At 60.9% G+C, this 25,714-nt stretch carries 18 protein-coding genes; 13 read left to right on the plus strand and 5 right to left on the minus strand.

What is annotated here, in order from left to right; genetic code table 11:
- A complete protein-coding gene (locus ACFQZG_RS17275; RefSeq protein WP_378154700.1) occupies positions 1-801 on the minus strand; it encodes an AraC family transcriptional regulator in 801 nt (266 codons plus the stop codon).
- 423 nt (positions 802-1,224) lie between these two features.
- On the opposite strand from ACFQZG_RS17275, the gene ACFQZG_RS17280 reads away from it, so the two are divergent.
- The 7 genes from ACFQZG_RS17280 to ACFQZG_RS17310 all read left to right on the plus strand — a co-directional run bounded on the left by ACFQZG_RS17280 (position 1,225) and on the right by ACFQZG_RS17310 (position 12,177).
- Positions 1,225-3,222, plus strand: coding sequence for a beta-galactosidase (locus ACFQZG_RS17280; RefSeq protein ID WP_378154935.1), 1,998 nt, complete (start codon positions 1,225-1,227; stop codon positions 3,220-3,222).
- Positions 3,223-3,372: 150 nt separating this feature from the next.
- Complete coding sequence (locus ACFQZG_RS17285; RefSeq protein WP_378154702.1) at positions 3,373-4,332, plus strand: ABC transporter permease; 960 nt, start codon at positions 3,373-3,375, stop codon at positions 4,330-4,332.
- Between the two features lie 33 nt (positions 4,333-4,365).
- Positions 4,366-5,256, plus strand: coding sequence for a carbohydrate ABC transporter permease (locus ACFQZG_RS17290; RefSeq protein WP_378154704.1), 891 nt, complete (start codon positions 4,366-4,368; stop codon positions 5,254-5,256).
- Between the two features lie 86 nt (positions 5,257-5,342).
- Positions 5,343-7,070, plus strand: coding sequence for an extracellular solute-binding protein (locus tag ACFQZG_RS17295; RefSeq protein WP_378154706.1), 1,728 nt, complete (start codon positions 5,343-5,345; stop codon positions 7,068-7,070).
- 72 nt (positions 7,071-7,142) lie between these two features.
- Complete coding sequence (locus tag ACFQZG_RS17300; protein WP_378154708.1) at positions 7,143-8,927, plus strand: sensor histidine kinase; 1,785 nt, start codon at positions 7,143-7,145, stop codon at positions 8,925-8,927.
- Between the two features lie 5 nt (positions 8,928-8,932).
- On the plus strand, positions 8,933-10,510 hold the full coding sequence (locus tag ACFQZG_RS17305) for a response regulator (RefSeq protein ID WP_378154710.1): 1,578 nt from the start codon (positions 8,933-8,935) through the stop codon (positions 10,508-10,510).
- Between the two features lie 47 nt (positions 10,511-10,557).
- Positions 10,558-12,177: a beta-galactosidase gene (locus tag ACFQZG_RS17310; RefSeq protein ID WP_378154712.1), complete on the plus strand. Its 1,620-nt coding sequence runs from the start codon at positions 10,558-10,560 to the stop codon at positions 12,175-12,177.
- 365 nt (positions 12,178-12,542) lie between these two features.
- Here the strand turns inward: ACFQZG_RS17310 and ACFQZG_RS17315 are convergent, their stop codons facing one another.
- The gene (locus ACFQZG_RS17315) at positions 12,543-13,490 is read right to left on the minus strand and encodes a TRM11 family SAM-dependent methyltransferase (protein WP_378154714.1); all 948 of its coding nucleotides are present in this window, start codon (positions 13,488-13,490) and stop codon (positions 12,543-12,545) included.
- Positions 13,490-14,884, minus strand: coding sequence for a threonine synthase (gene thrC / locus ACFQZG_RS17320; RefSeq protein ID WP_378154716.1), 1,395 nt, complete (start codon positions 14,882-14,884; stop codon positions 13,490-13,492). Before thrC ends, ACFQZG_RS17315 begins: the two co-directional genes overlap by 1 nt.
- Positions 14,885-15,084: 200 nt before the next feature.
- Between thrC and ACFQZG_RS17325 the strand changes: the two genes are divergently transcribed.
- The 3 genes from ACFQZG_RS17325 to ACFQZG_RS17335 all read left to right on the plus strand — a co-directional run bounded on the left by ACFQZG_RS17325 (position 15,085) and on the right by ACFQZG_RS17335 (position 17,942).
- Positions 15,085-16,158, plus strand: a complete 1,074-nt coding sequence (locus ACFQZG_RS17325) for an ABC transporter substrate-binding protein (RefSeq protein WP_378154718.1) — start codon at positions 15,085-15,087, stop codon at positions 16,156-16,158.
- Between the two features lie 61 nt (positions 16,159-16,219).
- Positions 16,220-17,146: an ABC transporter permease gene (locus tag ACFQZG_RS17330; protein ID WP_378154720.1), complete on the plus strand. Its 927-nt coding sequence runs from the start codon at positions 16,220-16,222 to the stop codon at positions 17,144-17,146.
- Position 17,147: 1 nt separating this feature from the next.
- Positions 17,148-17,942 (plus strand): ABC transporter ATP-binding protein, encoded by a 795-nt coding sequence (locus ACFQZG_RS17335; protein WP_378154722.1) that lies wholly within the window; start codon positions 17,148-17,150, stop codon positions 17,940-17,942.
- Positions 17,943-18,233: 291 nt separating this feature from the next.
- Here ACFQZG_RS17335 and ACFQZG_RS17340 read toward each other — a convergent pair whose 3' ends face one another.
- Together ACFQZG_RS17340 and ACFQZG_RS17345 are read right to left on the minus strand one after the other, a co-directional pair.
- A complete protein-coding gene (locus ACFQZG_RS17340) occupies positions 18,234-18,596 on the minus strand; it encodes a hypothetical protein (protein ID WP_378154723.1) in 363 nt (120 codons plus the stop codon).
- A 153-nt stretch (positions 18,597-18,749) separates the two neighbouring features.
- Positions 18,750-19,685: a lipoate--protein ligase family protein gene (locus ACFQZG_RS17345; protein ID WP_378154725.1), complete on the minus strand. Its 936-nt coding sequence runs from the start codon at positions 19,683-19,685 to the stop codon at positions 18,750-18,752.
- A gap of 161 nt (positions 19,686-19,846) precedes the next feature.
- On the opposite strand from ACFQZG_RS17345, the gene ACFQZG_RS17350 reads away from it, so the two are divergent.
- From ACFQZG_RS17350 to ACFQZG_RS17360, 3 genes are read left to right on the plus strand one after another with little or no spacing between them, the layout of a single operon-like run.
- Positions 19,847-21,010 (plus strand): iron-containing alcohol dehydrogenase, encoded by a 1,164-nt coding sequence (locus tag ACFQZG_RS17350; RefSeq protein WP_378154727.1) that lies wholly within the window; start codon positions 19,847-19,849, stop codon positions 21,008-21,010.
- 19 nt (positions 21,011-21,029) lie between these two features.
- On the plus strand, positions 21,030-22,256 hold the full coding sequence (locus tag ACFQZG_RS17355) for a hypothetical protein (protein ID WP_378154729.1): 1,227 nt from the start codon (positions 21,030-21,032) through the stop codon (positions 22,254-22,256).
- A gap of 21 nt (positions 22,257-22,277) precedes the next feature.
- Positions 22,278-25,658: a DEAD/DEAH box helicase gene (locus tag ACFQZG_RS17360; protein WP_378154731.1), complete on the plus strand. Its 3,381-nt coding sequence runs from the start codon at positions 22,278-22,280 to the stop codon at positions 25,656-25,658.
- The last annotated feature ends 56 nt before the right edge of the window (positions 25,659-25,714 follow it).

A 25,714-nucleotide genomic window follows, 5' to 3' on the forward strand; every position in this document is an offset into this window, starting at 1 on the left:
TCACACTCGGGAGGAGAGGCGGTAGCGGGATGGCGACATGCCGACCGCCTGGCTGAACACGCGGCTTAAGTAGTAGCCGTTCTCGAAGCCGCACTCCGCCGCGATGCGGTCGAGCGTCCAGTCCGTCGCCGCGAGCAGGCTCTTGGCCCGTTCGACGCGGCGCTGCTTCACATATTGGGAAGGCTTGATCCGGTAGGCGGCCTGGAACTCGCGAGTAAACCGAACGGGGCTCCAGCCAGCCAAGGCGGCGACGTCTTGCAGGCGGAACGGCTCGCCCAAATGACGGTTCATCCAGCCGGTCAACTCGTTCAGCTTGGCGTTGCCGCTCTCGCCCAGGCTCGTTCCCGGCATGAGCCGCAGCGATTCGCAAGCGAGCAGCCAGCAGTCGTTCAACAGATGGCTGCGCATCGCCCGGGAGAATGCGTCCCATTCGGCGGCGTACCGATGCAGCGACTTCAGATTGTCGGCGAACCGTTCCTTGCGCATGACGTGCAGCTTCAAGGAGGGCACCTCCGGCGCGTCTAGTTCCGGCTGAGCGCCGCTTCCGCTCCAGCGGAAGTGGACGAAGTGGAACGTCAGGGGCGATATCGTCTCGCGGTGGAACGGCGTGTCCGGCGGGCAGAACACGATATCGCCGGCACCGGCCTCGCCCGCCTGCTCGCCGATCCGATACGCGAACTTGCCTTCCGCCACGAGGAACGCCGTCCATAGGCCGTACCGGTCGACGGCGAGCGCGAAGCGCTCTTTTCTGAACCAGTAATGGTGCATCTCCAGCGTCATCGTCCATTCGCTCAGTTCCACTTCGCTCAGCCTCCGTCGTATGAACCTAACCGTATCGAGAACCGTCGGGACATTCGCTCCCGGCGTTTTTTTTTGATGCGTTGCCTAAACCGTCGTCACCTATTGTACTCCTTCTCCGCCCGTTGCGGATAGCCGATCGGACGACATGGTCCTAGATTTCGCCGCAGTTCAAGAATTCGCCGCTGTAGCGTTATGAGACAGCGCTAAATCGTCGCAGTTCAGGATTTCGCCGCTGTAACGTTATGAGACAGCGCTGTACCGCCGCAGTTCAAGAATTCGCCGCTGCAGCGTTATGAGACAGCGCTAAATCGTCCCCGATACCGCCAGCGCCGAATGTCTAGCTTCCCCGGCTATATCCTCCGCTTTGTCCGGTTATCGGCGATCGCGCGGGATCGGATAATGGGAGGGAGAGGAGTGAGCGAGATGATTTTCGGCGTGTGTTACTATCCGGAGCATTGGCCCGAAGAGAGATGGGAGACCGATGCGCGGCTCATGAAGGAAGCGGGAATCAACGTTGTGCGCGTTGCCGAGTTCGCTTGGTCCAAGTTCGAGCGTTACGAGGGACGGTACGACTTCGATTGGCTCGACCGCAGCATCGCTATCCTCCAGGACGCGGGCATCCAAGTCGTCCTGGGGACGCCTACCGCAACGCCACCCAAGTGGCTCATGGATAAGCACCCGGACATTTACATGAAGGATGCCAAGGGCATCGTCAGAGGCTTCGGCCACCGCAGGCATTATTGCTACAACAATCCGAACTATCGAGTCCGCGTGACGGACATCGTCACGCGCATGGCAAACCATTACGGTAGGCATGAAGCCGTCATCGCCTGGCAGATCGATAACGAATTCGGCTGCACGGATACGACCCGGTGCTATTGCGACAATTGTAAATCCGCTTTCCGCGAATGGCTGCGGGCGAAATACGGGGATATCGACTCTCTTAACGAGAGTTGGGGCACCGTGTTCTGGAGCCAGATATACAACGACTTCGAGCAGATCGAGTTGCCGGGCTACACGGTGTTCCCGCTGCACAATCCGGGCATGGAGCTAGACTTCCGTCGGTTCTCGTCCGATTCAGCGGCATCGTTCCAGCAGCTTCAGCTCGATATTCTCCGCGAGCGGGCGCCCGGCGTTCCCTTGACCCACAACATGATGGGCATGTTCAACGAGATCGATTGCTTCAAGCTGTCGGAGCCGCTCGACTTCGCTTCTTTGGACACGTACCCGAACCTTATGTTCACGGACAAGCCGGATCCGCGCAATTCCGCGATCCATCTGGACGCGACGCGGGGCTTCAAGGACGCGAACTTCTGGGTCATGGAGCACCAGAGCGGCGCCCCGGGAGGCAATCTGCTGTTCCCGACGCCGAAGCCGGGCGAGCTGCGCAAGTGGACGTATCAGTCCGTCGCGCGCGGCGCCGACGCGATCGTCTATTTCCGCTGGCGGACGTGCCTGTTCGGCGCGGAGCAGTCGTGGCACGGCTTGCTGCCGCATGACGGCATACCCGGCCGCCGCTACGAGGAGGCCGCGGCGACGGGCCGCGAACTGCAGGCCCTATGGCCGTTGCTCGAAGGCTCGCGCACCGTTTCGGAGATTGCAATCATCCGTTCGTACGACAACGAATGGGCGTTGGAGATTCAACCGCAGACGATCGATCACCATTACGATCGTCATTTTAAGACCTACTACAAGTACTTCTACGACCAACGCATACCCGTCGATATCGTTTCCGAGCATGCGGACTTCGGCAAGTACAAGCTTGTCGTGCTGCCGCACTTCATGATGGCGGACCACGGAACGGCGGAGAAGATCGAAGCGTTTGTCGCGGCCGGCGGCACCGTCGTACTCGACGTCCGTTCGGGCATCAAACGGTTCGACAACCGCATGGAGGAACGCACGTTCCCCGGCCCTTACCGGGAATTGCTCGGGGTTCGCGTCTCCGACTACGGTACGATTCGCAAGAACGAGACGCTGCGCATAGCCGACGCGAACGGCCGGGAAGGACAAGGCACGACGTGGTATGACGAATTGACCCTCGAGGGTGCGGAGGCGATCGCCTGGTTCGCGGAAGATTACGTCTCAGGGAAACCTGCCGCTGCTCGCAACGCATTCGGCGAAGGACACGCCTACTACTTCGGCGTCGGCGCAGACCCAGGTCTTATGAAGTCGCTCATGGAGCCCGTCGTTCGCGATGCGGGCGTCGTGCCGATCGACGGCATCGAAGCGCCGGATGCCGACGTGGAGCTCATGTGCAGGCAGACGCAAGATCGCAGGTACGTATTCGCGATCAACCATGCCGCTGAAGAGAAGGAGATCGACCTGTCGTGTTCGATGACGGTCGTTCCAAGCGGCGAGCGGGTCCAAGGCGCGTTCAAGTTGCCGCCTTACGGCGCCGTCGTGTTCGAAACGACGCTGTAGCGCATCGCGCGGAGAGACCGGCGCCGGCGAGGAGGAGTTGCTGTTTGTAGGGTAATGACCTCCCGTTCGTCGGGTTGTTGGTCGAACCGCGTCATTTCATAATGAAATTACAAGAACACTAGCTTTACGCTTCGCCGAAAGGAGCCCAACATGGCTAAAGTCGTCACCGCAACCCCGCCCGCCGTGCCGGGCAAGCGCAACGTCTCCATATGGACGAAGATGCGCAAGCAGCATCAGCTGCTGCTCATGTCCGTCCCGTTCGTTCTCATCGTGATGCTGTTCTCGTTCGGACCGCTCTGGGGATGGATTATGGCGTTCCAGAAGTACAAGGTCGCCAAGGGGCTCTGGGACAGTCCGTTCGTCGGCTTCGACAACTTCAAGCTGCTGTTCGAGGACCCGCAGTTTTTCAACGCCCTTCGCAATACGGTCGTCATGGGCGGATTGAATCTCGCCGTCGGCTTCGTCGGAGCGATCGCGTTGGCGCTGCTGCTGAACGAGATTAGAAACCGCTTCTTCAAAAGAACGATCCAGACGATCACGTACATTCCGCACTTCGTGTCATGGGTCGTCATCGCCAATATTTTCGCCACGCTGCTCTCTCCGGACGGAGGCGTCGTGAACGCCCTATTGCTGAAGCTCGGACTGATCGACGATCCGCTGTACTTCATGGGCAATCCGGACTGGTTCTGGTGGATCCACACGATCGCCAACTTCTGGAAGGAGCTCGGCTGGAACACGATTATCTACCTAGCCGTTCTCGCGGGCTTGAATCCCGAGCATTACGAGGCTGCCGAGGTCGACGGCGCGAGAAGATGGCACAAGATGCGATATATCTCGCTGCCGGGACTCATGCCGACGGCCGTTCTGCTCCTGATCATGTCGGTCGGCTGGATTATCCAAAGCGGCTACGAGTCGCAATTCTTGCTCGGCAACCCCGTCGTCATCGAGCGATCCGAAGTGCTCGACCTGTACGCGCTGAAGTATTCGACCAGCATCGGGGATTACTCTTACGGCGTCGCGGTCAGCATGTTCAAGTCGATCGTCAGCATTATCATGGTCGTGGCCGTCAACTTCATCGCTTACCGGACGACCCGCAACCGCTTGTTCTAATTCCAGGCTTATACGATTGGAAGGTGATCTCCGATGTTTCATCGCCGCTCCTGGGGCAGCTTGTTGTTCGAGACGTCCAACTACGCGTTCCTGTTCCTGCTCGGCGTCGTTACGATATTCCCGTTCCTGAACCTGCTCGCGATCTCCCTGAACGACGCGCAGGATACGCTCAAAGGAACGATATGGGTATGGCCGAGGATATTTACGCTGCAGAATTACGAGACGATCTTCGGGAACGAGAATCTGGCCATGGCCGCCGTGCGTTCCGTCATCCGCGTGGTCGTCGGCACCGTGCTCGGCGTCGTGTGTACCGCGATGCTGGCGTACGTGCTCAGCCGCCGGGAATTCGTCTTCCGCAAGTCGTTCAATCTGATCTTGATCGTCACGATGTACGTGAACGGCGGATTGATTCCGTTCTACCTGCTCATCAAGAACATCCACTTGATGAACAACCCCGCGGTGTACGTGTTGCCGGTTCTCGTCGGCGTCTTCAACGTCATCATCATGCGCAGCTACTTCGAATCGTTGCCGGACGGCGTCATCGAATCCGCGAAAATCGACGGCGCGACGGACATTCAGATTCTGTTCCGAATCGTGCTCCAAATCAGCTTGCCCGTCGTCTCGACGATCGCGCTGTATACCGCCGTCTTTCACTGGAACTCCTGGTTCGATAACTACCTGTACGCGAGCCGCAATCCGAACTTGAACCTGCTGCAGTTCGAGCTGCAGAAGATCTTGATCGGCTCCGTCAACCAAGTGTTCGATCCGAACACGCACATCGACGCTTCCGACGCGAGGCGAACGAACCCGGAGACGATCCGGGCGGCGATGACGGTCATCGTGACCGTGCCGATCTTGCTCGTCTACCCGTTCCTGCAGAAGTATTTCGTGAAAGGCATGACGTTCGCCGCCATGAAGGAATAGCCGCGGCGGCGGACGCTCCCAGCAGTATCGCCGGGATCCCGATTCCGATGATATAATTAAATTCGACAAAACGAGAGGGTGTCGTCATGTTCAACAAGACGAAGAAGCAAGGCTTGGCCGTCACGGCCGTCGCCGCTTTACTGGCAACCGCGATCGCGGGATGTTCCAGCGGTAATAATGAAAACGCTGCCGAATCTCCATCGGGCACGCAATCGAGCGCTCCGGCTTCCTCGAGCGCTGAAGCAAGCCCGTCCGCGGCTCCGAATCTGGAACCGATCACGTACACGATGAACACCGCCGACGAGAAGTTGACGTGGGACACGCCGATCGCGCAAGCGGTAACGGCGAAGACGGGCGTATCGTTCAAGTACGACCTGATCGTCGGCGACGAGTCTCAGAAGACCGACTTGTGGCTCGCTTCGGGCGACTACCCGGACGTGCTCGCGATGGGTCCCGCGCAAGTGCTGAAGTACAAAGAAGGCGACGCGATCATTCCGCTGAACGACCTCATCGATCAATACGGCCCGAATATCAAGGAGAAGTTCGGGGAGTACTACAACCTCATGAAGGACGCCGACGGCAAGATCTGGTCGATCTACGGCGTCAACAAGAGCCGCGAAGCGAAAGCCGACGCGGCCGCGAACTTCATCGTTCAATACGACGTGCTCAAGGATGCCGGCTATCCGGAGATCAAGACGCTCGACCAGCTGTACGATATCCTCAAAGCTTACAAAGACAAGCATCCGACGATCGACGGCAAAGACACGATCGGCTTCTCCGGCGCGATGACGGGCTGGCAAGTGAACATCCAGTACAACAATCCGATCATCAGCGCGTCCGGCCTGCCGGACCACGGCAACTTCCGCATCGACGACGCGGGCAACGTCGAGTACAATCCGGTTAGCGAAGACGCGAAGAAGTACTATGCGTTCTTGAACAAACTGTACAATAACGACTTGTACGACAAAGAAGCGTTCTCGCAAGACGATCTGGCGAAGAAGCTCGCGCAGGGCCGCGTGCTCGCGGCTTACGCGCCGGCATGGATGCTCGGCAGCACGGAGACGCAATTCCGCGCCGACGGCCATCCGGAACGCCAATACGCGAAGCTGCCGATCCACTTCGAAGAAGGCACCGTGGACAACACGAACGCGGTCGTTCCGATCTTCTCGGGCAGCTTGCAATGGGCGATTACGAAATCTGCCAAAAATCCGGAGCGCATCATCCAGATGATCGACTACCTGTTCTCCGACGAAGGCCAGATTCTGACGCAATGGGGCATTGAAGGCACGCATTACGACGTCGTGAACGGCGTGCGCACGCTCAAGCCAGAAGTCGTGGAGAAACGCAGAACGGATCCGGAATACATGGTTCGCGAAGGCTTCAGCAGCATGGGTACGGGCAGCGGAGCCTGGTTCAACGTAGGCGACGGCGCGAAGCTGGCGGACGGGGATTACGCGACGCCGCTCACCAAAGATTTCGTCATGATGTCTTACGACGACGCGACCAAGGAAGTGCTCTCGAAGTACGGCAAGGAAGTATGGGCGGACTTCCTGCCTCCGGCGAACGTATTGCCGGGCTACCTGTGGAACTTGACGCCTCCGGAAGACGTGCAGTTGCAATCGAAGAAGATCGAGGAAGCGTGGAAGAAGTTCCTGCCTAAGCTCGTCATGGCCAAGGACGCGACCGAGTACGACGCGGCTTGGAACGACATGAAGTCGACGATGGAGAAGGCAGGCCTCGCCGACGTCAATGCTTCGTACACGAAGCTGTGGGCGGACTTCAACAAGAAATTCCAAGAAACGATCGGCCAGTAATCACGCGGCGCTCCTTACCCTTCTGGGTAAGGAGTCCGTTGCGTTATATCCGAGGGGAGAGAAGGACAGCGGATGAAGATCAGAACGAAGCTTATACTCGCCAATCTATTCATCGTGCTGTTCCTGCTCGGCTCCCTCACGTTCGCGATGCTGCAGCGCAGCAGCAAGATCGTCTACGACTACGTCATCGAGAACGCCGCCTTGTCGGTGTCGCAGACGAGCCAAAACTTGGATAACAAGCTCGAGTCTTACGAGGAAATCGCCAACACGCTTTTTCTGAACACGAATATCAACTTGATTCTCGACCAGCGCTACGCAGACCAATTGGAAGCGTACGAGGTGTACGCCCAGCAATTCCAGCCGTTCATCACGACGGTCAGGCAGACGAAGGACATCTATTACGTCAGCGTCTATACGGACAATCCGACGTTCACGTTCGCCAACGTCACGCTCATCGACAAGGACGTGCAAGAGAGCGACTGGTATCGCACGCTGATGAAGAACACGACGGGCGGGTATTGGACGGAGCCTTACATCAGTAACCCGACCGATGCGGATCCCGTCATCGCGATCCGCAAAAGGTTGAACAACGTCGATCGCAACTCGCCGAGCGTCGTTAGTCTCGAGATCAAGCTGAAGAAGCTGTCCGCGCTTATCGAGCAAGAGAGCAAGACGAAGCGGTACCTATTCGCCATGAACGACGGCACGGTCCTCATCGACGAGGGCGGAGAGACGAAGAAGCTCGCGTCGCTCGCAGACCTGCCGTTCGGCAAGCAAATTCTCGACGGGACCAAGGGGAGCTTCGCCGCTGACTACGACGGCCGTTCCTATCGGGTCGTCTACCAGACTCTGGACTCCCGCAATATCGTCGACGGAATGAAGGTCGTCGCCTTCATTCCCGTCGATCAGCTGTTGCTAAAGATCGATAACCTGCGCTCGATCTCCTACGCGCTGTTCGGCGCGGCGTTCTTGCTCTCGGCGGTGCTGATCGGGACGCTATCCGTTGGCATGACGCGCAAGCTGTCCGAGCTCAGCTATCGGATGAAGCGGGCGGACAAGGACAACTTCCAGACGTTCATCGAGGTCAAAGGAAACGACGAGGTCGCCCAGCTCGGGAGAATGTTCAACTTCATGATCAAGCGCGTCGGGCAGCTCATCAGCGAAGTGTACCAGTCCCAGATCGACCGGAAGGAACAGGCGCTGCGCACGAAGGAAGTCGAGCTGTACGCGCTGCAGACGCAGATTAATCCGCACTTCCTGTTCAACGTGCTCAACATGATCCGGGGCAAGCTGCTCATCTCCGGCGACCGCGAGAACGCCAAGGTGGTCGGACTGCTGGCGAAGTCGTTCCGCATGATGCTGAAGAAGGGCGGCCGGACGATACCGCTTGCGGAAGAGCTTGAATTCGTAGGTACGTATTTGCAGATCCAGCAGTACAGATTCGGCGATAAGTTAAGCTTCGATATCGACGTGCCGCGCGAGATGAACGCGATGCCGATTCCGAAGCTGAGCATCCAGCCGCTCGTGGAGAACACGGTGTCGCATGGCATCGAGCTGGACGCGTCGCCGTCCCACATTCGCATCTATGGCGAAATACTGGAGGGCAGGCAGCGTATCGTCGTCTCGGACGACGGTCTCGGCATGACGGCGGAGCGATTGGACGAGGTGCGCCGTTGGCTGATCGACGACGATAGCTTGTCGCAGGAGGAGCACATCGGACTGCGTAACGTTCATCGAAGGCTAAGGCAGCAATACGGGCCGGAATGCGGGCTTGAAATCGACAGCGAAGAAGGCCGGGGCACGCGGGTAACGATCTGGTTGCCCGATTCGTCCGCCCGGCGCGCGGAGGAGGAATGAATGCAATGTTCCAAGTATTGATCGTCGACGACGAACCGATCGCGCGGGAGTCGCTGCGCTATCTGATCGACTGGGAGGACTACGGCTTCGCGATCAAGGCGGGGGCCGAGGACGGCGAGCAAGCGCTCGCCATGCTGAGGGAAGGCTTCTATTCGCTCGTGTTGACCGACATCCGGATGCCGAAGATGAACGGGCTGGAGCTCATCGAGAAGATGCGCGAGTTCTCCGATGCCGAGGTCATTATTCTAAGCGGGTACGACGACTTCGAATACGCGCGCCAAGGCATTAAGCTCGGCGTGAAGGACTATCTCCTCAAGCCGGTCGACGAGGATGATCTCGTCGCCGTCTTGCTCCGCGTGCATCGGGAGCTGACCGACCGCGAGCTGCTGCAGCGCCGCCGGCAGGCGGGCGACAGCGCGTTCCGCGAGCGGGTGCTGCGCCGGCTCGCCCACGGTCAATTGAACCGCGGCGAATATGCGGAGCAGCTGCCTCTGGCCGGATTCCCGGCGGGGAGCGAAGCGTACCGCTGCTTGTCCGTCGAGATCGACTCGGCGTACGAAGCGGCGATGTCCGATCGGGACTTCGAGCTGAAGCGCTATGCGATCCGCAACATTCTCGACGAGCTGTGCGCGGCAAGCGGCGGCTTCGTGTTCGAGGAATCCGAGGAGCGCTACGGCATTATCTACGCTGGCTCCTCCTCGGCGGTGGGCGACGACGGCGTCGCGATGGAACGCGCGGAGACGATTGCGCGGGCTGTTCGCTTGTACGCGAAGGAAACCGTTAGCATCGGCATCGGTTTGTCCGTGCAGAACGCCGAGACGGTCGCGGAATCGTACGGGGCGGCCGAGGCCGCCGTCGACGGCAAGTTCCTGGCCGGCGCCGGCGCGATTCTAGCGGCGCCTTCGGCGGGCCCGGAAGACGACGGCGCGCGTTTGGAGCTGCGCGCGATGGAGGAGGAGCTGCTGCTCGCGATGAAGGATCGCCGCCGCGAAGCGGCGCTGCAATCGCTCGCGCGCTTGTGGGACGGCTTCAAGGACGCGGAGCTGCCGGCCGACGAGGTGAAGCGGACCGTGCTCGAGCTTCTCGTGCAGCTGTTCCGGCTCGTGAAGGAAGCGGGGGCGAACCACGCGCGGTTGTTCGATTACAAGCTGGGCGATTACGAATACGTCATGCGGGCGAAGACGTTGGACGACTTGCTTGCGTTCACGGAGAACCGGTGCACGGCGGTGCTCGAGCTGCTGCAGCGGACGAACGAGATCCGGCCGAAGAAGGTGTACGACGAGGTGCGGGGAATCGTGCAGGAGCAGTACGCCTCCCCGATCAGCCTCAAGAGCGTCGCGCAGCAAATCTTCATGAACCCGAACTATCTCGGCAAGCTGTTCAAGGCGCACGCCGACATGTCCTTCAATGATTACGTGCTGAAGGTGAGAATGGAGAAGGCGAAGGAGCTGCTGCTCCATACGGATAAGAAAGTGTACGAGATCGCGCTGGAGGTCGGCTTCGGCGAGCTGGATTGGTTCTATAAAAGGTTCAAAGCGTACACCGGCGTTAGCGCTAGCGAATTCAAGCAATCCAGTCAGTAAGAAAGGCAAGGAAAGGAAGGAAGCAAGAACAGAGGAGGGCTTACGCAATGATACTAGGCGTCGCTTATTACCCCGAACACGAAGTGCCCGAGCAATGGCCGATCGATTACGCGAAGCTGGCCGGCGCGGGCGTGAAGCAAATACGCATCGCCGAATTCGCTTGGTCCGTGCTCGAACCGAGCGACGGCATCTACGATTGGGATTGGCTCGATCGGTCGATCGCGCTAGCCGCCGAGCATGGCCTGGAGGTCGTCCTCTGCACGCCGACCGCATGTCCTCCGATCTGGCTCGTCGAGAAGCACCCGGACGTGCTCCCGGTGCACAAGAGCGGCAAGACCGTCGGCTTCGGCGCGCGGCAGCACCGCTCGTATTCATCCGATAACTATATTTCTTATTCGATGCGCATTACGCGCGCGATGGCCGAGCGTTACGGCGGCCATCCGAACGTCGTCGCTTGGCAACTGGACAACGAGTTCGGCGGCGAGACGAAGTACGACCACGGCGAGTGTTCCAAGAAGGCGTTCCATCGTTACCTCGAAGAGCGCTACGGCACGATCGAAGCGCTGAACGCGGCGTGGGGGACGGTGTTCTGGTCGCAGCGCTACGAGCGGTTCGACCAAATTCCGCTGCCCGCCCCAATCTCGTCCGACGTCATGATGTGGCCGCATCCAAGCTTGGAGCTCGCGTTCGCGAAGTTCTCGTCGGACGTCATGGTTCGATTCGCGCGCCAACAGACGGACATTATCCGCGAATATGCCGGCGCTCGCCCGATCACGACGAACGCGTTCATGTTCCGTTGGGGCGACAGCCTCAACTGGGCGGATCTGTTCCGTACGCTCGACGTCGTCGGTATGGATATCTACACCGACCGGCTGCACGACGTCGCCTTCTACAGCGACGCCTGCCGCAGCGTGCTCGGCAAGCCTTACTGGATGATGGAATACGGCACGGGCGCCGCGGAGCTGGACCGCGACATGGAGACGGCGCGGTCGCGCGGCTGCAGCCGCTTCTTCCTGTTCAAGGCGAAGCCTTTCCCTTGGGGACAAGAGCAGGGCGGCGGACAGCCGGAGCTGCTGACGCATACCGGCGAGCCTTCCGCGAGCTACGATGTCGTGAGGCGGTACGCGGAGCGGCATGAGGGAGAGCCGGAGCTGCTGGCGTCGTCCGCGGCTCCGATCGGGCTGTACTACCACTTCGAGAGCTCATGGGCCTATCAGCTTGCGGTTTCGGACCGCAAGGCCTATCCGGACGTCGTCGTGGACAACGTGTACAAGGCGCTGTTCGAGGCGGGCCATGCGGTCGACGTCGTGTTCGAGCCGGCGCGCATTACGGAGCAGAAGCTGGTCATCGTGCCGCTGCACGTTCTGTACGACGCGGCGCTGGAGCGGCGGTTGACCGAATTCGTTCATGACGGCGGCAAGCTCGTCGTCACGTCCGATCTGTTCCGCAAGAACGAGCATAACGTCTTCTTGCGCGCGGTGCCCGAGCTGTTCCGAACCGTACTCGGATGGACGGAAAACAACTTCATTCCGGACGCGGCGTCGACGCGCGGGCGCACGGGGCTGCTTCACGCCGCGACGTACGGCAGCGGCCAAGCATGGGTCATGGCGCGGGAGAGCACGGCGGAAGAGTGGCGGGAGCTGCTGGCGAAGGTCGTGGAAGGGTAGTCGTTCATTAGAGCGGTTGGGATAGCTAAGACACGAATAAGCGTAGAAGCGGGAACCCGGCTTCTACGCTTATTGTAGTTGGCGGCAGTATAAAGCGGACTCTGGGTGCGGTTGCGCCGAAGTTGCGGACTCAGATGACCTTATTCCTTCGCAAATTATCGGTTTCGGCGTCGTGCCGGACTCAGTAAACGCTATTTCGCTCGGAAGTTCATATACACCGCCGGATGACAGCAATAAGGTCGACTGAGTCCGTTAAACACGGAATACCCGCGATATCCGTCCAATAAGGTCTCTTCAGTCCGCTAGTCTAACCTGCTGCTCTCGAGGTCGGCGGAGGCGATTACGCCATAGTTGGCGCAGGCCTCTTATTCGCACACTATAATATGCCGCTCGAACGCGTCGTTCTTGCTCCAGACGCAGCGGTCGACGATCTCGAAGCCGGCTTCCGCGAGCATGCCGTCGATCGGAGCGATCGAGACGACGACGGCGCGGTCGGCGATGCGGCGGGCGTGACGGATGAGCGCGAGCTGAGACGCGGGCGTAATCTTCGTGACGTGATTGTACGGCAGATCGAGGATCGCGCTATCGTAATGCGCCGTCACGTCGGCGATGTCGCCGAGAGCCACTTCGCACGCGTAGCCGAAGTGGACGAGATTGGCGCGAGCGCCGGTCGTCGCGAGCGGGTTGACGTCGCGGCCGACGATGCGCATGCCGATCGACGCCGCCTCGACGAGAACCGTGCCGATGCCGCAGCACGGATCGATCACGCTGCGCGCGGCCGGGTCCTCGTCCGGCGCGGCGATGTTAACAGCCGCGCGCGCGAGGCGCGTCGGCAGCGCGATCGAATAGTCGCTCGGCTTCCGCTGGTGGTCGAGCCACTTGGCGTTGTTGCGCGCATGGACGCCGAAAAACCATCGTCCCCCGAAGGGGACGATGGCATAAGTAACGTCGGGCTCGCGGACGTTGGCGATGCCGCGCATGCCGTCGGCGATGCGGCGCTCGATGGCGCGCTGCTCGGCGTACTCGATTTTATCGCGCAGCGATAGATCATTCCGCTTCAAAAACCGTACAAGAAACGTCTTCCCGCCGAGATCGATGTCAGGTACCTGCGCGGCGATGTCCGCTACGCTATCACCCGAACACAGAACGTCGACGCGCTCCTTCACGAACGGGCTTCGGCTAACGTCGATATCCCGTTCGCTCCGGATGATGCCGACATCCCCATCCTCGCCGAACAGTGCGCGCATCTCCATTCGGAGCAGCTCTTGCTCGCCTTCTTGCGCATTAAACGTATACAGATAACCTAACGCCATTAAGCCTCGTAGAACTTCACGACTTGCGCCGCGATCGCTTCGTTCGTGCCGTCGACGATCGTCTGGTGCTGCGGCTTGTCGAACAGCGCTTCGATCTGCGCCGGATACGTCTGCTTGATGCCGACGAGCTGGATCGATTCGTCGAACTTGGCCGGGTGCGCCGTGGACAGCGCCACGGTCACTTCGCCGTCGCCGGCCAATTTGTCTGCCGCCGCGACGCCGCAAGCCGTATGCGGATCGAGCAGGTAGGCCGTATCGTCGTAATACGAGCCGATCGTCGCGAGGCACTCGTCGTTCTGGACGCCGTACGCGCCGTAGTCGGCTTGGACTTGCTTCAGCTTATCCGCCGGAATGGCGATGCGGCCGTTCGCCTTGAACTCGCCCATGAGGCCGGATACCGCCGCGGCGTCTTCTCCGTACAGGTAGTAGAGGTAACGCTCGAAGTTGCTCGCCACTTGGATGTCCATCGACGGGCTGTAAGTGCCGCGGAACTCGCCCGGCTCGTAGACGCCTTCGTTCACGAAGCGCTCGAGAATGTTGTTCTCGTTCGTCGCCAGAATGAGCTTGCCGACCGGCAATCCCATGCGTTTGGCGAGATAGCCGGCGAAGATGTCGCCGAAGTTGCCCGTCGGCACGCTGAAGTTGACGGCGCCTTTGACGCCTTGGCGAGCCAACCGGAAGTAAGCGTAGAAGTAGTAGACCGTCTGCGCGAGAATGCGCGCGATGTTGATCGAGTTGATGGCGCGCAGATGGTACTTGTGCTTGAACGAGACGTCCGCGAACAGCTCTTTGATGATGCGCTGGCAGTCGTCGAACGTGCCGTGAACCGACAGGTTGAGCACGTTGGCGTCGTCCACCGTCGTCATCTGCAGCTCTTGCACCTTGCTCACCTTCTGGTGAGGATGCAGGATGCAGATCCGGATGCCTTCTTTGCCGCGCACGCCCTCGATCGCCGAAGCTCCCGTGTCGCCCGACGTCGCGCCGAGAATATGGATGATGGAATTATTTTGGCGGGATACGTAAGAATAGAGATTGCCCAGGAACTGCAGAGCGACGTCCTTGAAGGCGAACGTCGGTCCGTGGAACAGCTCGAGCACGTGCAGGCGGTCGTTGATCTTGCGCACCGGCGTCACTTCCGGGTCGCGGAACGTCGCGTAGCTGTCGTCGACGAGCTTCTTCAGGTCCGCGCGCGGAATTTCGCCATCGATATATAAGGAGAAAATTTCAAGCGCGAGCTCCGGGTAGGAGAGCGATTCCCAAGCTTGGAGCGTATCCGCCGACAGGGCGGGAATCCGACCGGGCACGAGCAAGCCGCCGTCGTCCGCAAGTCCCATCAAGATCGCGTCGACGAAGCCGACGGAGTCGATTTTACCTCGAGTGCTGATGTATTCCATGGCTATCCCCTTGTTCGTTCGTGATATTATGTTGAATTGTAACATAGACGGTATCGCTTGTGAATTTGCTGTATTTTGTTCGATTGACGAAAGTCGTCGAATACGCTTACACTGGTACTAATTTGACGCTTTACAAGGACAACGCATTGCAACTGCACCGCTAACTTGGCACACCACATCAAAGAAGGGGTTAAGTCACCATGAACAAAAAGTTGCTAGCAACACTCGCGCTGTCCACAGCGGCGCTGCTTGCGATCGCCGGCTGCGGCAGCAAGCCCGAGAAAGATTCGAACGCGGGAGCGTCTCCGTCCGCATCCGCGCCGACGGCATCCGCATCGGCATCCGCTCCGCTCGTCGAAGGAAACTTCAACATCGCGATCTCGCAGATCGTCGAGCATCCGTCGCTGGACGCGACGCGCGACGGCTTCCTGGCCGCGCTTAAGGACGCGGGCTTCGAGGAAGGCAAGAACCTGAAAGTCGACGTGAACATCGCCCAAGGCGACTCGGCGAACAACCTGTCGATCGCGCAGAAGATCGCGGCCGACAAGAACGATCTCGTGCTCGGCATCGCGACGCCTTCCGCGCTCGCGCTCGCTCAGAACGTGAAGGAAACGCCGGTGCTGTTCGCGGCGGTAACGGATCCGCTGGCCACGAAGATCGTCACGGACATGCAGAAGCCGGGCGGCAACATTACCGGCGCGTCCGATACGAATCCGGAAGCGATCACGCAATTGATGGACTTCATCGCGGCTAACTTCCCGAACGTCAAGTCGGTCGGCGTCGTCATCAACGAAGGCGAACCGAATGCGGTCATCATGACGAACAAAGCCGAAGAGGCGCTGACGGCGCACGGCATCAAGCTCGTGAAGGCCGCGGCATCCAATAGCTCCGAAGTGAAGCAAGCCGCGGAATCGCTCGTCGGACGCGCGGACGCGATCTATATCACGCTCGACAACACGGTCGTAAGCGCGGTCGATTCGATCATCCAAGTGGCGAACGACAACAAGATTCCGTTCTTCTCGGCTGACCGGGATACGGTAGAGAAGGGCGCTTTCGCGACGGTCGGCTTCAAGTATTACGACCACGGCTACCAAGTCGGCCAGATGGCCGTCGAGATCTTGAAGGACGGCAAGAAGCCTGGGGACATGGCGGTATCGCTGCCGGACAAGCTGGACTTCATCCTGAACCTGAAGGCGGCTGCCGCGCAAGGCATTACGGTGACGGACGCGATGAAGGATAAAGTGCAGGATAAGGACAACAATATTATCCAATAACGAAGGTTGGGGTGGACGTTCCTGTCGTCCGCTCCAATTTTTTCGTATAGGGGGCTCATTCATGCTTGAATCCATCTACGGCGCGATCGTGCTCGGCCTTCTCTACGCGCTGATGGCGCTAGGGGTATACATCACGTTCCGCATTCTCGACTTCCCCGATCTGACCGTGGACGGCAGCTTCGTTACGGGCGGCGCGATCTGCGCGACGATGATCTCCAGCGGCTATAATCCGTATCTCGCGACGCTGGCCGGCTGCGCGGGCGGCGTCCTCGCGGGCATCTGTACGGGCTTGCTCCACACGAAGGGGAAAATCAACGGCTTGCTCGCGGGCATTCTGATGATGATCGCGCTCTATTCCATCAATATTCGCATCATGGGCGCTCCTTACGTCTCGCTGCTTAACATCGATACGGTCGTTTCTCCTCTGATGGACGAGAACATCTGGGTGTACATCGCGGTCGCGGGGGTGGCGGTGCTGCTCCTCAAGCTGCTGCTGGACATGTTCCTGCACACGGATCTCGGCCTCGCGTTGCGCGCGACGGGCGATAACGCCCGGATGATCCGCAGCTTCGGCTCGAACACGGACCGGACGAAAATTCTCGGCATCGGCCTGTCGAACGGTCTCGTCGCATTGTCCGGCGCCATGCTCGCGCAGCACGGCGGTTATACGGACGTGAACATGGGCGTCGGCATGATCGTCATCGGGCTGGCATCCGTCATTATCGGCGAGGCGATCTTCGGCATGCGGCGCGTCTGGATCGCGACGCTGGCGGTTATCGTCGGCTCGATCGTCTACCGCGTCGTCTACGCGCTGGCGCTTCGCATCGAATGGTTCGACGCGTCCGACTTGAAGCTCATTACCGCGGTGCTCGTCATCATCGCGCTCGTCATCCCGCAAGTGCGCCGCGCGATGAAGCAGAAGAGCGTCGCTCGCAAGCGGACGCTGGAGCTGCTAGGGCAATCGGCCGGCAAAGGGGGGGGCGCGTAATATGCTCACATTGACGAACATATCCAAGCTGTTCAACCCCGGGACACCGAACGAGAAAATCGCGCTCATGAACGCGAACCTGCAAATGAACGAGGGCGACTTCGTGACGGTCATCGGGAGCAACGGCGCAGGCAAGTCGACGCTTATGAACATTATCTCGGGCGTCATGAAGCCGGACGTCGGCGAAGTCCGAATCGTCGGCGAAGCGATCCAGCATTTGCCGGAGCACTCGCGCAGCCGTTGGATCGGCCGCGTCTTCCAGGATCCGATGGCGGGCACGGCGCCGGGCATGTCGATCGAGGAGAACTTGACGATGGCGTACAAGCGCGGGCAGCGCCGCGGCTTCGGCTGGGGCGCGACCGCGAGGCGCCGCGTGATTTTTCGCGAGCAACTGCAACGGCTCGGCATCGGCCTCGAGAACCGGATGCACGCGAAGGTCGGCATGCTGTCCGGCGGCGAGCGCCAGGCGCTCAGCCTGCTCATGTCGACGTTCACGAAGCCGCAGATTCTGCTCCTCGACGAGCATACGGCCGCTCTCGACCCGGCGCGCGCCGAGCTCATCACTCGGCTGACGGAAGAACTCGTCCGCGAGATGCGGCTGACGACGCTCATGGTCACGCACAACATGGAGCAGGCGATCCGTCTCGGCAACCGGCTCATCATGATGGACAAAGGCCGCATCATCCTCGATATCCCGCAGGAGCGCAAGGCCGGCCTGACCGTGCCGCAGTTGCTCGGCGAGTTCGAGCGCATCAGCGGCCAGCAGCTGTCCGATGACCGGATCGTGCTGGGGTAACATCCAGATGGCAATGCGAAGGGCATCCCGAGGCGGGATGCCCTTGTGTCATTATTGGCTGGTTGGCGGGAATGCGTCGGATTAACGTTACCGCATGGCGCTATTTCGCCGGATGAGCGGGATGCGTCGAATTAGCGTTATCGCATGGCGCTATTTCGCCGGATGATCGGGAAGCGTCGGATTAGCGTTATCACATGGCGCTATTTCGCCGGATGATCGGAATGCGCCGGATTAACGTTACCGCATGGCGCTAATTCGCAGCGAATCGAGTCGCAATGCGGCGCATCCGAATCACAACCGTCTGTATCCGCTCGGCAACCGGCCGCTCGAACGAATCGCTTGGATCTGCGCGTTCGTCAGGTTGGCGTTCGTGGAGATCAGCGATTCCGCGTCTTCTCCGCTGACCAGGTCTTCCAGATCGCGAAGACCCACGTTGCTCCGATAGATCCGGTAAGCTCCTCTGAAGCCCGTGCGGCTGAACAAGACAAGCGTGGCGTTGCTGTTCGTGGAGTAGAACCGCAAGCTCTCGATGCCGCCGATCCTCGAATCGAGATTCGCGATGCCGAGGTTGCCGCGATAGATGCCGGTGCGTCCTTGGAAGTTCTCCTCGGAGTAAGCGGTCAAGCGAGGGTAAGTCTGGCTAATGACAGGCATGTCAACACCTCCTCGCTCTACTCTATGATCGCATCGGACGAGAGGATTGGATGTTTGGTTAATAGACGATAGAGAAGGGCCGGATGCCCCCGCATAGGGAGATCCGGCCCTTGTCGCTTACCGTACAGCTAGCTGGTTTGTTCCAAAATACGTCTACCGCGCCGAGTGAGGCAGCATATATCGAACCGCCAGCTTCTCTCGCATCTCCGCGATATCGCGCGGATCGGGGAGCGCGAGCGTGCCCGCATTCGCCGTGGACGCCGCGCCTTCCGCTGGGCCAAGCTTCGTCTGCCACCGGCGCAGCGTGCCGACGATCGCCGCGACGAAGGCGGAGACAAGCCCATGCGCACTCGCTTCCGCATTGACATCTCCGGCTGCAACAGCGCCATCCACCTCAGCACCAGCATCTTCGGCAGCGAACCCGCGCTCCTCCAAGCTCGTCACGCGCCCCGCGACGACGTCCGGGTACGACCTGGGCTCCGCGCCGACGCCCGCGATGTCGTAGAACGCCCGCACCTGCGCGGCGCGAGCGTCTCCCGAGCCGGCGACGTTGACGAACGCCGAGACGATCATCGCCTTCACCTGGCGCCGCTGGGCAATGCCGCAGAACTTGAATCCGTCGATGTGCAGGTCGTAATCGCCCGGGCAGTAGGACCCTTCGACCTCGCCGTGGCGAACGGTCAGCCCGTAGCCGGCCATCGCCCGCTTGATCAGATCCGCCATGCGCGCGAAGTCGTCGCGGAAGCCGAAAGCGAAAGCGCCCGCCAGCGGCATGACGAGCGACACGTTCACGACGCCCGCATCGAGCGGAACGGCCGCGCCGCCCGAGCCTCGCACGATCGCCTCGTAGCCGGCGTCCATCAACAGCCGTACCGCTTCGGGCGCGCCCGGCAGCCGGCCGTCCTTCGCCCCCATGATTAAGGCGCGCGGATGCCGCCACAGGTGGCAGACCGGCGCCGCGCCTTCGCCGACGCGCCTGCCCAGCAGCTCGTCGATCGCGAACGCGTCTAAGGCTTCCCCGTCCATATCGGCAGTTCGGTCTAGCACGATCATCCCTTCGGCCCAAGAGTACGAATCCGTCGCCGCCATTGCCTAACCCTCCTGCCTCTCTTCGTCCCTGCGCTATGGGTCCTATCATACACGAACCCGAACGACCGCGCATCCGAGAGAAACCGATTCCCACGACGACTTACGCACCCGCGATGCGAAAATGGTACACTATACGTATTCGACCCTTAGGAGGTTATCCCATGAACGCATTCGAATTGTACAATCCGACGAAGCTCGTCTTCGGCGCGGGCAAAGTCGAGAAACTCGGCGAGCTCGCGAAACCATACGGTAAGCGCATCCTGCTCGTCTACGGGGGAGGCAGCATCAAGCGCTCCGGTCTATACGACGAAGTAATCGCCCAGCTGCGATCGATCGACGCCACCGTCTACGAGCTGTCCGGCATCGAGCCGAACCCTCGCCTGTCGACGGTGAACAAAGGCATCGCGATCTGCCGCGAGGAGAACGTCGAGTTCGTGCTCGCGGTCGGCGGCGGCAGCGTGCTCGACGCGGCGAAGGCGATCGCGGCCGGCGCGCTGTACGAAGGCAGCGTATGGGACTTTACGATAGGCAAGGCGTCCATCCAAGCGGCGCTGCCGCTCGGCACGGTGCTGACGCTCGCGGCGACCGGCTCCGAGATGAACGGCAACTCGGTCATCTCCGACTGGGATAACAAGCTCAAGCGCGGCCTCGGCAGCAAGCTCGTCTATCCGAAGTTCTCGATTCTCGATCCGAAGCTGACGTTCTCGGTGCCGCGCGACCAGACGGTGAACGGCATCGTCGACATCATGTCCCACGTGTTCGAGCAATATTTCACGCACACGGCCGACATTCCGCTGCAGTCGCGGTTCGCGGAGTCCATCTTGCTTACCGTTATCGAGAACGGGGAGAAGGCGCTCGAGAACGGCTCCGACTATGAGGCGCGCGCGAACCTGCTGCTCGCCGGCACTTACGCGCTGAACGGCACGCTGCCGACGGGCATCGTATCCGACTGGGCGACGCACGGCATCGAGCACGAGGTGAGCGCCATCTACGATATCGCGCACGGCGCGGGATTGGCGATTATTTTCCCGAACTGGATGAAGCACGTGTATAAGGAGAACGTATCCCGGTTCGTTCAATACGCGACGCGCGTATGGGGCGTAGACCAGGCAGGCAAGTCCGACGACGAGATCGCGCTCGCCGGCATCGAGGCGACCCGCGCGTACTTCACGCGCATCGGCGCGCCGGCGACGCTCGGAGAGCTCGGGATCGGCGGCGACCAGATCGACCGCATGGCCGAGGAAGCCGTCCGCTACGGGAAGATCGGCTCGTTCAAGAAGCTGGACAAGGACGACGTGAAGGCGATTCTGGAGAGCAGCCTGTAAGAAGACGGAGGCGGTCGGGGTGAACGGGAGAAGACGAACGGCGGGATGGATCGCGCTCGGAACGCTGGCTTTGTCGCTATGCGCATGCGAAGCTAGCGAGTCGGACCGATATGACGCGGATGCATCTCGTCCGCCCTCGACGGCTCCCGTTCCGACTCCGGTTCCGTCGCCGTCCGCGACGGCAGCGCCCGTTGCGGGCGGATCGATCGCTGCTGCGGCGCTCGGTACCGATACCGGCTTGTTGATCGGTCTCCGCGCGGACGAGACGGACGATCCGCTCACATCGCCCGGCGCTTATCGGACTATATGGATATCCAATGACGGCGAAGGACTGCGCGAGCGTCCGTTCGAAAGGGTCATCTTGACGCCGAAGTCCGAGGACGCAGCGGAGCTGTGGGCTTTCGGACCCGTCCGGCAACGAACCGCGACCGATACGATCGAATACGTCGTCGGTCGCGCGCTGCCGGATGCGCCGCGGGCGATCGCGATCCGGGACGATCCGAACGAGAGCATCGTCATGTCCGAGCGGCTCACCTATGTCGGCGACGACATGGTAAGCTTGCAGGCCGGAGCGTCCTACTGGGCAGGGAACGGTTATGCCTATAGCCAATCGGCTTGGGTGAAGACGTTCGAACAAGTCGGACGCGGCGGGCCGCGCTACGACAGGTTCGCGACCCGGTGGGACGACGATGCGCATCTGCGCATGCAGGAAGCGCTCGGTGACGAGCTGTCCGAGCCTTATACCGACGAGGCGGCCGGCGAAGCGATGGAAGAGGAGCAGGGTCTTGGCTTGGCCAGGCCGCTCGGAGACAATTGGATCGTCGAACGGGAAGGGCGCCTATGGACGCCGAAGGTCGTCGGACTGTTCGATTACCCCGCGTCGATGTACGCGACCGTTGCGTTACCCGCGCAGCTGCTCTCGAAGATCCAGCCGATCGAAGAGACGCCGAATTGGACAGCCATAGCGATTACGCGGGCGAACGTGCGAGATACTTTCTTATCCGACAAGAGGAATTACGTGCTCCTGCGGACGGACGATAAGCTGTTGCTCTACGCTTACGTCGACGATGCGCCGAGCGGAGAGCCCATCTGGACGATGTCGTTGAAGCCGCGGGAAACGGTCGTTATGGTCAAGTGGTTCGACGGCGCCGCGAAGCCGGAATGGGCAGAGCGCTTCGCGAACGCTTACGTATCCGACGATTACGGTTCGCCGGGAGAGTCCGGTCAGCCGTTGACGCCGGACTAGCATGGAAGGATGGACCCAAGCATGAGCTTTCAATTGACCCAGCGAGTCATCAAGCTGCTATGCGGCCCGTTCGCCTACGAACGCGGCGAGACCTATCATCGCGCGCGCAAGGTGACGTTCGGCGCATACGACGCGGAAGGGGCTCGCTTCGAGGCGACCGTGCACGGCAACGTCGACTACGGCGTCGGCGTCGAGATCGCCGAGAACGGCGACGTTAGCGCGCGGTGCGAGTGCCCCGCGTTCTTGAACTATAGCAACTACTGCAAGCATATTGCCGCCGTGCTGCTGAATATACACGATATCCAGCACGCGGGCCGAGCGCCGGTGCGCGCGTACGCGCCAAGCTTGCTGCACGGGACGGGACCCGGCAGCGCGCGAGGGGCGGCGAACAGCGCGAGCCAGCTCGCCGCCCGCTATGCCCACGGGCTTCGCCCGGAGGGGGGCTTCGTGCAGGGCGATCAGCAGGTGATGGACGGGTTAATGGGATTGTTCGGCGCGGACGATCGCCCGCAGCGGACGAGAGCGGCCCGGACGATATTCGACGCCCGGGAACTGTTGGACGTCGAATTCACGGTGAAGCCGTTCCCTTACGGCTTCCGTAAGTTCATGTTCGGCATCGAGCTGAAGGTCGGTCCGAAGCGTCTGTATATCGTGCAGAAGATCCGCGAGTTCCTCGACCGGATCGACCGGCGGGAGACGCACGCGTTCACGAAGAACTTCTCGTACGAGCCGGAAGCGCACCGGTTCGAGGGAACGAACGATGCCATTCTCGCGCAGCTCATTCTTATCTATCGCAACGAGCGGATGGTGCGCGAGACAATGAACGCCTTGTATTCGGGCGCGAGCGGAATGAGCGGCGACCGAATGCTGCTCGTTCCCCCTGCGGCATGGGAGACGCTGCTTCCGCTATTGGAACAGGCGCCTTCCGCGCAGCTCGAAGTCGGGACGGAGACGTACGCGGGAATCAGCGTGTCCCGACAGCCATTGCCGCTTCGCTTCGCGTTCGACGCGGAAGAAGAAGCGTCCGGGTCCGGCGAAGAGGGCTACCGGCTCGAGGTGAATGGCTTGGACGAGCTGACGGTGATGGAAGCCTACGGCGTCGCGCTGCACGAGGGCAAGCTGATTCGGCTTGCCGCGGAGCAGGGCAAGCGGCTGTCCGAGCTGAAGCAGCTCATCGAGTCTTCGCGCAGGCAGCGGATTCGCATTCCGAAGACCCAGATGGAGCCGTTCATGGAGCGGGTCATCCCCGGCCTATCGAAGCTCGGGGAAGTGAACGTCGCTCCGGCCGTCGCAGAACGGATCGTGCGAACGCCGCTGAAAGCTCGGCTGTACTTGGACCGCGTGCGCGACCGGCTGCTCGCGGGGCTCGAATTCCAGTACGACGACGTCCTTATCAATCCGCTCGAAGAGAACGACCGCAAGCCGATGGAAGGCCGCATTCTGATTCGGGACTTGGAGCGCGAAGGGCAGATTCTCGCCCTCATGGAGGCGAGTCCGTTCGTGCGGACCGAGAGCGGGTACTTCATGGACGAGGAGGAAGCCGAGTACGACTTCCTCTATCAAGTCGTTCCGCAGCTCGAGCTGCTGTTGCAAGTGTACGCGACGTCCGCGGTGAAGACGCGGATCTTCGTGCCGAACGCGCCGCCTCGAATTCGCGTCGAATTCGACGAGAAGACCGACTGGCTGGATTGCCGGTTCGAGCTCGACGGCTATCCGCCGGAGGAGATCAAGGAGCTGCTCCGTTCGGTCGAGGAGAAGCGCAAGTATCACCGGCTGCGTAGCGGATCGCTCGTTCCGCTCGATACGGCGGCGTTCCAAGAGATCGGCAGCTTCATCGACGAGATGGGCGCGACCGTCCGCAAGCTCGATATGACTGGCAACCTATTCAAGCTTCCGCCTGCGCGCGCCCTGCACCTGATCGATCGCGAGCAGCCCGGCGACGCGGTGAAGCTCGGCAAGAAGTTCAGGGAGCTGCTCGATAACCTCCGCAATCCGGACAATCTCGATTTTCCGGTGCCGGAACAACTGGCGCCCGTGCTTCGCGAATATCAGAAGTTCGGCTACCAATGGCTGCGCACGCTCGCCCACTACCGGTTCGGCGGCATTCTCGCCGACGATATGGGGCTCGGCAAGACGCTGCAGAGCATTACGTATCTTGTATCCGTCCTTCCGGAGATCCGGGCGCAAGGGCTGCCCGCGATCATCGTATGTCCGGCTTCCTTGCTCTACAACTGGCATAGCGAGCTTCGCAAGTTCGCGCCGGAGATCCGGGCGATCATCGCCGACGGCAGCAAGACCGAACGCGAGAACGCGCTGGCGCAGTTGGAGGGCACCGATGTCCTCATTACTTCGTATCCGTTGCTGCGGCGAGACGTGGACGCCTACTCCGAGCAATCGTTCCATACGCTGATCCTCGACGAGGCGCAGGCGTTCAAGAACGACGCGACGCAGACGGCGCAAGCGGTGAAGGAGCTGCGGGCGAAGCACCGGTTCGCGCTCACCGGCACGCCGGTCGAGAATTGGATCGACGAGCTGCGGTCGATCTACGACGCGGTGTTCCCCGAGCTGTTCCAAGGGAAGAAGGCGTTCGCGGAGCTGTCGCGCGCAGCGGTGGCGAAGCGGGTCAAGCCGTTCCTGCTGCGCAGGCTGAAAAGGGACGTGCTGACGGAGCTTCCGGAGAAGATCGAGACGCTGCAGGCGTCCGACCTGCTGCCGGAGCAGAAGAAGCTGTACCTCTCCTACTTGGCGAAGCTGCAGAAGGTGACGCTCAAGCATCTGAGCGACGACGGATTCCAGAAGCACCGCATCGAGATTCTCGCCGGTCTTACCCGGCTTCGCCAGCTCTGCTGCCATCCCGCGCTGTTCGTGCAGGACTACGCGGGCGGATCGGCCAAGTTCGAGCAACTGCTGGAGATCGTGGAGGAATGCCGCGGCGCGGGCAAGCGGGCGCTCGTCTTCTCCCAGTTCACGCAGATGCTCGGCATGATCGGCAAGGCGCTGAGCGACCGAGGCGTGCCGTACTTCTACCTGGACGGCAGCACGCCTTCCGCGGAGCGGCTCGAGCTGTGCAACCGGTTCAACGGCGGGGAACGCGAGCTGTTCCTCATCTCGCTGAAGGCGGGCGGAACGGGGCTGAACCTGACGGGGGCGGACACGGTCATTCTATACGACCTGTGGTGGAATCCGGCGGTCGAGCAGCAAGCCGCCGACCGCGCGCACCGGATCGGGCAGAAGAACGTCGTGCAAGTGATCAAGCTCGTCACCCGCGACACGGTCGAGGACAAGATGTACGCGCTGCAGCAACGGAAGAAGCTGTTGATCGAGGAAGTGGTCCAGCCCGGGCAGGAGGCGCTCTCCACGCTGTCGGAGCAGGAGATCCGGGACATTCTGCAGATCGGTTGAGAACAACGAAAGGCACCTCATGCGGTCGATTGACCGTCGAGGTGCCTTTACGCGTC

The organism is Cohnella sp. GCM10027633, assembly GCF_042675445.1.
Taxonomy (GTDB): domain Bacteria; phylum Bacillota; class Bacilli; order Paenibacillales; family Paenibacillaceae; genus Cohnella.

Coding starts and splice junctions, on each gene's coding strand:
- ACFQZG_RS17280 (WP_378154935.1), top strand. CDS start 1,225: ATGATTTTCGGCGTGTGTTACTATCCGGAGCATTGGCCCGAAGAGAGA.
- ACFQZG_RS17285 (WP_378154702.1), top strand. CDS start 3,373: ATGGCTAAAGTCGTCACCGCAACCCCGCCCGCCGTGCCGGGCAAGCGC.
- ACFQZG_RS17290 (WP_378154704.1), top strand. CDS start 4,366: ATGTTTCATCGCCGCTCCTGGGGCAGCTTGTTGTTCGAGACGTCCAAC.
- ACFQZG_RS17295 (WP_378154706.1), top strand. CDS start 5,343: ATGTTCAACAAGACGAAGAAGCAAGGCTTGGCCGTCACGGCCGTCGCC.
- ACFQZG_RS17300 (WP_378154708.1), top strand. CDS start 7,143: ATGAAGATCAGAACGAAGCTTATACTCGCCAATCTATTCATCGTGCTG.
- ACFQZG_RS17305 (WP_378154710.1), top strand. CDS start 8,933: ATGTTCCAAGTATTGATCGTCGACGACGAACCGATCGCGCGGGAGTCG.
- ACFQZG_RS17310 (WP_378154712.1), top strand. CDS start 10,558: ATGATACTAGGCGTCGCTTATTACCCCGAACACGAAGTGCCCGAGCAA.
- ACFQZG_RS17315 (WP_378154714.1), bottom strand. CDS start 13,490: ATGGCGTTAGGTTATCTGTATACGTTTAATGCGCAAGAAGGCGAGCAA.
- thrC (WP_378154716.1), bottom strand. CDS start 14,884: ATGGAATACATCAGCACTCGAGGTAAAATCGACTCCGTCGGCTTCGTC.
- ACFQZG_RS17325 (WP_378154718.1), top strand. CDS start 15,085: ATGAACAAAAAGTTGCTAGCAACACTCGCGCTGTCCACAGCGGCGCTG.
- ACFQZG_RS17330 (WP_378154720.1), top strand. CDS start 16,220: ATGCTTGAATCCATCTACGGCGCGATCGTGCTCGGCCTTCTCTACGCG.
- ACFQZG_RS17335 (WP_378154722.1), top strand. CDS start 17,148: ATGCTCACATTGACGAACATATCCAAGCTGTTCAACCCCGGGACACCG.
- ACFQZG_RS17340 (WP_378154723.1), bottom strand. CDS start 18,596: ATGCCTGTCATTAGCCAGACTTACCCTCGCTTGACCGCTTACTCCGAG.
- ACFQZG_RS17345 (WP_378154725.1), bottom strand. CDS start 19,685: ATGGCGGCGACGGATTCGTACTCTTGGGCCGAAGGGATGATCGTGCTA.
- ACFQZG_RS17350 (WP_378154727.1), top strand. CDS start 19,847: ATGAACGCATTCGAATTGTACAATCCGACGAAGCTCGTCTTCGGCGCG.
- ACFQZG_RS17360 (WP_378154731.1), top strand. CDS start 22,278: ATGAGCTTTCAATTGACCCAGCGAGTCATCAAGCTGCTATGCGGCCCG.